This window comes from Bartonella sp. AA168HLJHH (assembly GCF_042197365.1).
Taxonomy (GTDB): Bacteria; Pseudomonadota; Alphaproteobacteria; order Rhizobiales; family Rhizobiaceae; genus Bartonella.
On record NZ_JBHIRS010000027.1, the window covers coordinates 1 to 8172 of the forward strand.

Consider the following 8172-nt stretch of genomic DNA (forward strand, 5'->3'; position numbering starts at 1 on the left):
TTGACATTCGCATCTGTTTCTTTGGTAATAGTCACAACTGTTTTTGCAATTTTATGCAATTCTCATATTCCTTCTGAGTTGCAGAACAATCCAAAATACAAACGCGGCAATACAACAGGTTGGAAGACATTAACACGTGATTTACAACAGTATATGCACAGACTTTTAAAGCTAATAAGTTTAGCGCTTATCGTTTTAATTTTTCCAAATAGTTATAAAGAAACTGTTTTTTTACCTGTCATCTCTAAGTACGTGAATTACAAGCTTTCTTTTCCATTGGATACCGTACTTTGGTACTCAGATATTGCTCTTTGGTATTCCTTTTTAGTCTGTGTATTTTTCCTTATGTTACGTACACGCAGTTTAATAAATATATCTATTTACACACTACAGTGCTCAGTTAAAAAGCTATAGTAAAATTTCCGATTTTATAAAACTGTTCGGATTACGTTGTCTCTTCTCAACGTTCGATAAAATCAACAAGAGCATAAAAAACTATCGTGGGCTGCTTGATTTTAAAGAACATGACCTCTAGGTGTGAAGAAAGATGGACTAAGTATTTTTAAAGATGCCCTACTTGCTCTAGAGGTGAAATATGTGGGATTGGGCTGTTATGCCGAGCTTGCCACAAATCATGCTTTTGTTGCAATTTAAGCCAGAATTCCGCATCATTTAAACCCGCTTTTTCTAACCGTAAAGCTAAGTTAATACTAATCGCCGCATGGCAGTTTAAGACGCGGGATAAAGTTAAACGTGCAACGCCAAGACGATTTGCAGCTTCTGTTACTGTTAACCCTAATTCATCAAGCAATTCTTCTTTCAAAATGCCGCCAGGGTGTGGAGGATTGTACATCATAATAACACCTCAAAACTCAATGGTAATCTTGATAATCAACCAGTTCAACGTCTGTCCCAATGAAACGAAAGGTAACACGCCAATTTCCATTGACACGCATTGACCAGTAACCTTTTAAATCGCCCGTAAGCGCATGTAGACGATACGATTTAAGAGTAACTTGTTCAGGCGCGGATATTGTATCTAAAATTACTAAAATGTTTGCTAATTTTTTAGCATGCGCGGGTTGTATGCCTTTGCAGACTCCTCTTTCAAAGAATAATTTCAACCCTTTATGCTTAAAACTAACGATTGCCATATATACCCTCTTGATACTTGATACTATACACCATGCATTTATGTCAATTGATTATTTATCAAAGAGCATATTAAACATAATTTTATATGTTAACAATTAATAATATATCATTGAAATAATTGAAAAAATAATAAAATTATGCTAAGATTTTTTACATATTTAAATACAAATTTAAGGTAAGAAAAAACATGCTAAACAAAGTGACATTAATCGGACGCCTTGGTGCTAATCCCGAAAACAAAACAATGAATTCTGGAGCAGAAATAGTCAATTTTAGTATAGCAACTTCTGAGAGCTATACAGATAAAAAAACCAATCAAAAAGTAGAGAAAACAGAATGGCATTCAGTTGTGATTTTTAATCCACATTTAGCAAAAATTGCTCTTCAGTATCTCAGTAAAGGTTCAAAGGTTTACATAGAAGGCAAATTACAAACACGTAAATGGCAAGATAAAAATGGTCATGACCGTTACACAACAGAGATTGTCTTACCACAATTCAAAGGCGAGTTGTATTTGCTTGATGCCAAAAAAGAGCAATCGGCATTCCCTTCACCCATTACTTCTCAAAATTATGCTATCGCTTCAGGTGCTACTGATCATGGCACATCTCTTAACGATAGCATGCCATTCTGATTGAAAAAATATGGCTAAAAGAAAAAAACATGCAAAATGTGGACGTCCTCGTATTAATGGATGTCTCAGAGAACCAAATGGTCGTATCTCACGGACAAAAATGCCTCATGATCCCATTGATAAGTTGGCAATAGAAATACGGGCCAAACGTTTTGGCTTGACCATAGAAGAAGCAAAAAATCCGCTTTCTGCTACTTATATCGGACGGCTTTATCTGCAAGGTGTGATTAATCAAGATCAGTATGATGCTGCACAAAAATATCTTGAAGTGAGAAATGATTATCTCTGTGCAAAAACATTGCCTAGTGCAATTTATGATAAAATGCCCTCATCTTCTAATGAAGAAGCTAGAAAAAAATGGGTTGAATTTGCAACAAAACAATTTTTGAATATGCAAGAGGTAATAAAAGAAACACAACACCTTTACAGACATCATAATTTTTATGCTGCGCTACAGTATCTTGTTAGTGAAGATCAAGAATTACCGTACCTTGTACCTTCATTGCGAATAGTCCTTAACGCTCTCCAGAAATATTTTAACCAAAAAAATAAATGCTAAATGTTTTACTAGTATATTTATAAAAGCATCAGAAGCTCTTGAAATAGCTTTTAAAATGTTATATTTTTATATAATATTTTAGAGAGGTTGTTTTTATGCATACAACGAAATTACGTAAAGTTGGAGGGTCAGTGATGCTTTCTATACCACCTTCACTGCTTGATGTCCTTCATCTTACTGAAAATGCGCAAGTTGGTTTGACTATTGATAATGGACAATTAGTTGTGAAACCACAAACATTTCCTAATTATACTCTTGATGAATTGTTAGCCCAATGTAATCCGTCAGATGATTTTGTAGATGAGGATATAGAATGGTTTGATGCTAAACCTGTTGGTAAAGAGCTGTTGTGATGAAGCGAGGCGAAATTTGGCTAGTATCTCTTGATCCATCTTCGGGTTATGAACAAAAAGGAACGCGTCCTGTATTAATTGTATCACCGGAAGCGTTTAATCGTGTAACGAAAACACCTATTGTCTTGCCTATTACAAGCGGAGGAAATTTTGCTAGAACAGCAGGCTTTGCTGTCTCATTAATGGGAGTGGGATTACATACAACGGGCATAATACGTTGTGACCAACCACGTGCTCTTGATATTGGAGTGCGTCAGGGAAAGAAAATGGAAGCAGTTCCCCCCATGATTATGAACGAAGTCCTTGCTAAGCTAGCAACATTTCTTACGTAGTTGGTTCAAATCTTTATCTCGTGCCGTAAAACATCGTTCTTTGAAACGAGGCAAAAAGCCAAGTAAAAGATTCATTTAAATGGAATTATTATTGCATCTCTTGTTTATCTGAATACTAAGTCTAGATTTTTAGAAACAAAAAATGTACAAAATATAGATTTTTTCTCTTGACAATGTGTAAAAATTTTTATTTAATGGCTGTCCTGTCTCCAGGTGTATTGTGTCTAAAATTCAAAAATATCCCCTAAAATTTGGTAAAATCTTAAGCTTTCAAAAATGATTAAGTTGCTGTTTTTATTGTTAAAACAGACTAATCTATTTTGCACATATCAAAAGCCATTCAGTAACCAATGATGTCATTAATTCATTGCCTCAAAAGGAGCGAAGATGAAAGCAATCATCACCAAGCCAATGTGTGTTGTTGGCGATAATAAAAGCACTGTTCGTTTTGAAACTTCAACTCCCAATAATCCATTTGTTGAAGTTTCCAATCAAGTCTACGCACGTCTCAAGCGCGCCAATGCTGCTAAACCTTTTGTTGATGTTAAAACAAAGATAAAGCCTGACAAGGGAGTTGAACAAATTAAGCAGATAGAACAAGAAGCCGTACAAACATCACCTGAATCAGCAGCTGAGGAAATTCCACTCGAACAACCCAAAACACCTAAAGCTTCCAAGCCATCAACACCTACCCCCAAAAAGGCTTAGAAGTTGAAGTTAATCATCCACCAAAAATGGTATCTTCAACAGGCAAAAGATACCTTCACAAGCCTTCAAGCCCCTCGCCTTAATTGGGCTCGGCGTAATGCTCTAAACACTGCAGCAAAACAAGTTGAACGCTTTACTGAAAAGCAAGTTGCTGACATCTCATCAGCCCAAATAAAGCGTATAAGAAGAGGCGTTTATATTAAAGAAAAGGCGACAGCAAGGTTTCTTGAGACAGATATCATTGGTTCTGGAACACCAATACCTCTTAAATTTTTTAAAGTAAACGAAACAAAACGCGGCGTAACTTACACACTGTTTGGCAAGAAAGAAATCTTACCCCATGGTTTTATCAAGGGAGGCAGTTTTCCAAAGCGTGTTGAATTGAAAATGGGAGGGAATGTGTTTCAAAGAGCGGATGGAGATCAATTCCCCATTACAAAACAAGAAGGACCTTCAATTGCTAAAGTGATGTCCAAGCCAGAGATTGCAAGTGCTATTGCACAATATGCCAATGAAAGATTAACTGAAAACATACAGAGACAACTTAAACGTCAAGAATACGCTGCTAATAAGAAAGGCTAGATCATGTTCTCAAGCTTTATCTATATCTTACATATCCTTATGAGTTTAAGCATTACATATTCTTATTGCAATTTAAAAAAAAGATCATCATTTATGCTTTGTTTTTTCATAAAAAAAGTCAATAAAATCAATTCAAAAGGTACTTCCCAGTGGGTTGGCTTCGTTGCGGGGCAGGCGAGCGCGAACTATCGCTAGCGACAGAATTTTCAAATTGACTGTACATTGTACACTTAACTCATTGATAAATAATGATTTCAGTGTGTGTACTGTACAGTACGCGATTATTTTTAGATAAAAATTATTTTTATTCTTGACATTGTTGCGTTTATATATACTGCCGAATCAGGTGCCTGAAAACACCTTAAAACATCTAGCGGATTGATTGCCGAAATAATCGATCTTCTGTGCATTGCAAAGGCTTTGACTCATTATATGCGACAAGTGTATAATGACCTCATCGGGTGTAGTTACGCTATACAATACCCTTATGGGGAAAGCGTAACGACGGACTAGATGCCGTGTTTTCAGCACCCGATACCTTTTAAAGGTATCAATGAAAACCTCTAACATCTAGGAGTTCATAATGAACACTCTTATAAAAATTACAGAAAGTGTTGCTAATAGTGCTACCACTCAGACTATGTCGAGTCGTGAAATTGCGGGGGTATGTAGTAAGAAGCATAAAAATGTTATGCGAGACATTAAACAAATATTTAGCGAGCTCAAATTTGAGCCGGCTAAGTTTTTAAGCAGTTATATTGATGAACAAGGAAAAACACGCCCTTGTTATAATTTACCCAAACGTGAATGTTTAATTCTTGTTTCTGGTTACAGCACTGCTTTACGAGCCAAAATCATTGACCGCTGGCAAGAATTGGAAAAACAGGTAGCCACACCACAAGTTGACTACTCTAAACCGGAGGCATTACTTGGTGTTTTGAATCACTTACAAAGTCAAATAGAGCAGAAAGATCATGTTATTGCAGAATTAGCACCAAAAGCAGAAGCGCTTGAAGGCTTAAAGCGTTCTGAGGGGGCTATGTGTGGCATCTTATTGTTTTTTATTCACGAGTAGTTGTTCAAGGAGCTTTTTGAGATCTTCTGAATTCATTGCCAGCAGGTGATTTAATGTAACGGTAGTGCGGACAGAATCTTCTAAACGAGCAAGAATTTCCCCCGTAAGGCTACGATGATTTGCCTCAGCAAGCTCTTCCAATTGATTTTTCAGTTCAATTGGAATGAGAAATTTAAATTGCACACGATCTTTTTTTGTCATGCACCTAAAATATACCTAAAATACACTTGACACAAGGTACCTTTATGGTACTAAATATGTGCATATGGAGGTAAAATGAAAACGATCCAATATAAAATAAATATGCCACATACATTAAAGGAGTGGTTGTTTAATCGGGCGACTGAGAATGATCGCTCTCTTTCATCTGAAATAATTAACATTCTCAAAAAAGAAAAAGCGCTAGAGCATAAGTCCGCAAAAACTCTCTCTAACGCTTTACATCTAACTAACCTGAAAGAGGTCAATTACAATGAATAATAGCACATACTTACCTATCAATAAAGACAAATTAATCAAATTACGAGAAGTCGAAAACGAGCCTCGTGTTCGCGATGTGGATTTAGCAGAAAAATTAGGGTTTGTTCGTACACGTGACGTTAGAAAATTAATTACAAGAAATATGCAAGAAATAGAACGGTTTGGGAGGTGCGCCACTGTGGCGCACGTAATAAAGGGCAATAACGTAACAGAATATTGGCTTAACGAAGAGCAGACGTTATTGATTGCGACATTATCGAATACAGAAAAATCTTCTCAAGTCCGTTATATGCTTATTAAATTATTTGTTGCATGGCGTAGGGGCGAGATAAAGCAATCCTATGTTCAATCGATTGACTACTCCAGTCCAGCAGTAATGCTTGGTGTCTTAACGCATTTAAAAGATGAAAACGAGCGGAAAGACAATATCATTGCTAAATTAGCTCCAAAAGCAGAGGCTTTGGAAGGTTTAAAACGCTCTGATGGTTTGTTTGGTTTGATAGAAGCAGCAAAGATGTTGGAAGTAAGACCAAAGGATTTAACTGATTACTTGCGTAAACATGATTGGGTGTATCGGCGTGCTCCAGGGGCGCCACTGTTACCTTATCAGGACAAGATCAAGAAAGGATTTATGGATTGTCCTGCTATTACCATTCAAAGACCTGATGGTACAGAAAAAGTGCTCCCTTCAACAAAAATTACATCCAGAGGATTGGCATGTTTGAGAGAACAAATCCATGGAGGTGTACAATGAACACCAGTGTCGACTTCTTATGCGATTTGTGGATAGCGTTGTTTCAATTTTCTAATGATGAAAATATTAACGACAAAGAATGTACTGCTTTGGTTGACATCATGAGTCTGGTAGAAAAGGTTTTGATTTTAAAACTTCAAGATGAATCACCAAATGCACTCAGAATTTTGGCAATGATTACAAATTTTGGAGATTCAGAACTACCGCATAGCATGGATTCTTTGTTGCGAGCCTATGTTCCTACTTTGGAGAACCCGATTGCAAAAGTAGCTTAGACCTACAACATAATTTTATCTCCTCGTCTTTTAGGCGGGGAGGTGGTTAAGACGGCAATAAAATTAAGGTGCACTATACCAAGTTGATCGTCCACCACCATGACGTATCAAAAGACCTTTTTCAACTAATGATGTAAAAGTTACTTTAAGTGTATTAGCGCTTGCACCAACCTCACGCACCATATCGCGGGTTGTAACACGTCCGTGATTACGCACATAATCAAGAATATTAAGAGCCAATTCAGATAAGGAAAAAAGAGCATTTTTTTCACTCTCTATTTTTATTTCTAATTGGCGTTTTTGTTTTTGTAGAGCACGTAAAAAAAAGAGTATCCAAGGCTCCCAATTGGGTGTTTTAGTATAAATTGTTTTTTGAGTTTGATTTAAAGCTAAGTAATAGCTTTCTTTATTATTCTCAATAATGCTTTCAAGTGATGAATATGGTACATAAACATAACCTTTTTGTAACAAAAGAAGGGTGGTTAAGATACGGCTTAAACGTCCATTTCCATCTTGAAAAGGATGAATAGCTAAAAATGTTACATTAAAAATACCAATCGTAAGTAAAGGATGAAGATCCTTTAATTCATTGGTTTTATTGAACCAAGTAATAAGCTCTTGCATTCGGTATGGTGTATCAAATGGTGTAGCTGTTTCAAAAACAATGCCAACCATTTTCCCTTGAGAATTAAATGCTGCTACATCATTGCGTAAAGTCTTATATTCACCTCGATGTCGTTGATCTTTCTCACTATTACACAAAAGATCACGATGAAGTTGTTTAATATGATTTTCAGTAATAGAAATATCACTCCAAGATTGAAAGATTGTTTCCATAACCTTGGCATAACCGATAACTTCTTGTTCATCACGACTCTTGAAACGTTTAATTTCTAAGTTTACCAAAAGCTGTTCGATTTCGCGGTCTGTTAACTTACTCCCTTCAATGCGTGTAGAAGATCCAATACTTTCAACAGTAGCAATATGGCGAAGGGCGTTCAATCGCTCAGGTGCAAGAGTAGCAAGAGCGCGCCATGCCCCTTTGAACTCATCAATCTCAGTAATGAGAGCCAACAATTCTTGTGTAATTTGGAGTGTATCTGTTTTCATACCGGAATATATACCCGATTATACCCGATTGTCAATCATTCGTAACACAGTAAACTCTTACTTCTTATGGCAGAGAAGAAGGCAAGGAGAAACTATGGATAAGAAGAATCGTAAGGGTCTATCGGTTCGTGCGTTTGCGAAGAAGATGGGTGTTT

General features: G+C 36.5%; 14 protein-coding genes and 1 pseudogene. 11 read left to right on the top strand and 4 right to left on the bottom strand.

The window, feature by feature from the left end; translation table 11 throughout:
• On the top strand, nucleotides 1-414 hold a 414-nt coding region (locus ACFINM_RS08790), incomplete at its 5' end, for a hypothetical protein (RefSeq protein ID WP_375641114.1).
• Between the two features lie 148 nt (nucleotides 415-562).
• Here the strand turns inward: ACFINM_RS08790 and ACFINM_RS08795 are convergent.
• Both ACFINM_RS08795 and ACFINM_RS08800 read right to left on the bottom strand, forming a co-directional pair.
• The gene (locus ACFINM_RS08795) at nucleotides 563-856 is read right to left on the bottom strand and encodes a HigA family addiction module antitoxin (RefSeq protein WP_004856691.1); all 294 of its coding nucleotides are present in this window, start codon (nucleotides 854-856) and stop codon (nucleotides 563-565) included.
• A 16-nt stretch (nucleotides 857-872) separates the two neighbouring features.
• Nucleotides 873-1154: a type II toxin-antitoxin system RelE/ParE family toxin gene (locus tag ACFINM_RS08800; RefSeq protein WP_252619286.1), complete on the bottom strand. Its 282-nt coding sequence runs from the start codon at nucleotides 1152-1154 to the stop codon at nucleotides 873-875.
• Between the two features lie 188 nt (nucleotides 1155-1342).
• Between ACFINM_RS08800 and ssb the strand changes: the two genes are divergently transcribed.
• From ssb to ACFINM_RS08835, 7 genes and pseudogenes are all read left to right on the top strand, one after another.
• Entirely contained in the window at nucleotides 1343-1789 is a 447-nt protein-coding gene (ssb, locus tag ACFINM_RS08805) for a single-stranded DNA-binding protein (protein WP_375641115.1), read from the top strand.
• 10 nt (nucleotides 1790-1799) lie between these two features.
• Nucleotides 1800-2348 carry a hypothetical protein gene (locus ACFINM_RS08810; protein ID WP_375641116.1) on the top strand — a complete coding sequence of 183 codons (549 nt, stop codon included), beginning with the start codon at nucleotides 1800-1802 and terminating at the stop codon, nucleotides 2346-2348.
• A 95-nt stretch (nucleotides 2349-2443) separates the two neighbouring features.
• Nucleotides 2444-2701 carry an AbrB/MazE/SpoVT family DNA-binding domain-containing protein gene (locus ACFINM_RS08815; protein WP_375612038.1) on the top strand — a complete coding sequence of 86 codons (258 nt, stop codon included), beginning with the start codon at nucleotides 2444-2446 and terminating at the stop codon, nucleotides 2699-2701.
• The gene (locus ACFINM_RS08820; RefSeq protein WP_375612037.1) at nucleotides 2701-3033 is read left to right on the top strand and encodes a type II toxin-antitoxin system PemK/MazF family toxin; all 333 of its coding nucleotides are present in this window, start codon (nucleotides 2701-2703) and stop codon (nucleotides 3031-3033) included. Before ACFINM_RS08815 ends, ACFINM_RS08820 begins: the two co-directional genes overlap by 1 nt.
• 387 nt (nucleotides 3034-3420) lie before the next feature.
• Complete coding sequence (locus ACFINM_RS08825) at nucleotides 3421-3741, top strand: hypothetical protein (RefSeq protein ID WP_375641117.1); 321 nt, start codon at nucleotides 3421-3423, stop codon at nucleotides 3739-3741.
• A 3-nt stretch (nucleotides 3742-3744) separates the two neighbouring features.
• Complete coding sequence (locus ACFINM_RS08830; RefSeq protein ID WP_375641118.1) at nucleotides 3745-4323, top strand: hypothetical protein; 579 nt, start codon at nucleotides 3745-3747, stop codon at nucleotides 4321-4323.
• A gap of 583 nt (nucleotides 4324-4906) precedes the next feature.
• Nucleotides 4907-5359, top strand: a pseudogene (locus ACFINM_RS08835) (Rha family transcriptional regulator); the annotation flags it as partial.
• A gap of 15 nt (nucleotides 5360-5374) precedes the next feature.
• Here ACFINM_RS08835 and ACFINM_RS08840 read toward each other — a convergent pair.
• Complete coding sequence (locus tag ACFINM_RS08840; protein ID WP_375612370.1) at nucleotides 5375-5599, bottom strand: Arc family DNA-binding protein; 225 nt, start codon at nucleotides 5597-5599, stop codon at nucleotides 5375-5377.
• 75 nt (nucleotides 5600-5674) lie between these two features.
• On the opposite strand from ACFINM_RS08840, the gene ACFINM_RS08845 reads away from it, so the two are divergent.
• From ACFINM_RS08845 to ACFINM_RS08855, 3 genes are read left to right on the top strand one after another with little or no spacing between them, the layout of a single operon-like run.
• Nucleotides 5675-5878, top strand: a complete 204-nt coding sequence (locus tag ACFINM_RS08845) for an Arc family DNA-binding protein (RefSeq protein WP_004859798.1) — start codon at nucleotides 5675-5677, stop codon at nucleotides 5876-5878.
• Nucleotides 5871-6632 carry a phage antirepressor KilAC domain-containing protein gene (locus ACFINM_RS08850; RefSeq protein WP_375621793.1) on the top strand — a complete coding sequence of 254 codons (762 nt, stop codon included), beginning with the start codon at nucleotides 5871-5873 and terminating at the stop codon, nucleotides 6630-6632. Before ACFINM_RS08845 ends, ACFINM_RS08850 begins: the two co-directional genes overlap by 8 nt.
• Nucleotides 6629-6907 (top strand): hypothetical protein, encoded by a 279-nt coding sequence (locus tag ACFINM_RS08855; RefSeq protein WP_375641119.1) that lies wholly within the window; start codon nucleotides 6629-6631, stop codon nucleotides 6905-6907. Before ACFINM_RS08850 ends, ACFINM_RS08855 begins: the two co-directional genes overlap by 4 nt.
• 63 nt (nucleotides 6908-6970) lie before the next feature.
• On the opposite strand, the gene ACFINM_RS08860 is transcribed toward ACFINM_RS08855, so the two are convergent.
• Nucleotides 6971-8017, bottom strand: a complete 1047-nt coding sequence (locus ACFINM_RS08860) for a Fic family protein (protein ID WP_375641120.1) — start codon at nucleotides 8015-8017, stop codon at nucleotides 6971-6973.
• Nucleotides 8018-8172: the final 155 nt, after the last annotated feature.

What these genes read in the sequence shown, in the direction of transcription:
- ACFINM_RS08795 (WP_004856691.1), bottom strand. Translation starts at nt 856, where the DNA reads ATGATGTACAATCCTCCACACCCTGGCGGCATTTTGAAAGAAGAATTG.
- ACFINM_RS08800 (WP_252619286.1), bottom strand. Translation starts at nt 1,154, where the DNA reads ATGGCAATCGTTAGTTTTAAGCATAAAGGGTTGAAATTATTCTTTGAA.
- ssb (WP_375641115.1), top strand. Translation starts at nt 1,343, where the DNA reads ATGCTAAACAAAGTGACATTAATCGGACGCCTTGGTGCTAATCCCGAA.
- ACFINM_RS08810 (WP_375641116.1), top strand. Translation starts at nt 1,800, where the DNA reads ATGGCTAAAAGAAAAAAACATGCAAAATGTGGACGTCCTCGTATTAAT.
- ACFINM_RS08815 (WP_375612038.1), top strand. Translation starts at nt 2,444, where the DNA reads ATGCATACAACGAAATTACGTAAAGTTGGAGGGTCAGTGATGCTTTCT.
- ACFINM_RS08820 (WP_375612037.1), top strand. Translation starts at nt 2,701, where the DNA reads ATGAAGCGAGGCGAAATTTGGCTAGTATCTCTTGATCCATCTTCGGGT.
- ACFINM_RS08825 (WP_375641117.1), top strand. Translation starts at nt 3,421, where the DNA reads ATGAAAGCAATCATCACCAAGCCAATGTGTGTTGTTGGCGATAATAAA.
- ACFINM_RS08840 (WP_375612370.1), bottom strand. Translation starts at nt 5,599, where the DNA reads ATGACAAAAAAAGATCGTGTGCAATTTAAATTTCTCATTCCAATTGAA.
- ACFINM_RS08845 (WP_004859798.1), top strand. Translation starts at nt 5,675, where the DNA reads ATGAAAACGATCCAATATAAAATAAATATGCCACATACATTAAAGGAG.
- ACFINM_RS08850 (WP_375621793.1), top strand. Translation starts at nt 5,871, where the DNA reads ATGAATAATAGCACATACTTACCTATCAATAAAGACAAATTAATCAAA.
- ACFINM_RS08855 (WP_375641119.1), top strand. Translation starts at nt 6,629, where the DNA reads ATGAACACCAGTGTCGACTTCTTATGCGATTTGTGGATAGCGTTGTTT.
- ACFINM_RS08860 (WP_375641120.1), bottom strand. Translation starts at nt 8,017, where the DNA reads ATGAAAACAGATACACTCCAAATTACACAAGAATTGTTGGCTCTCATT.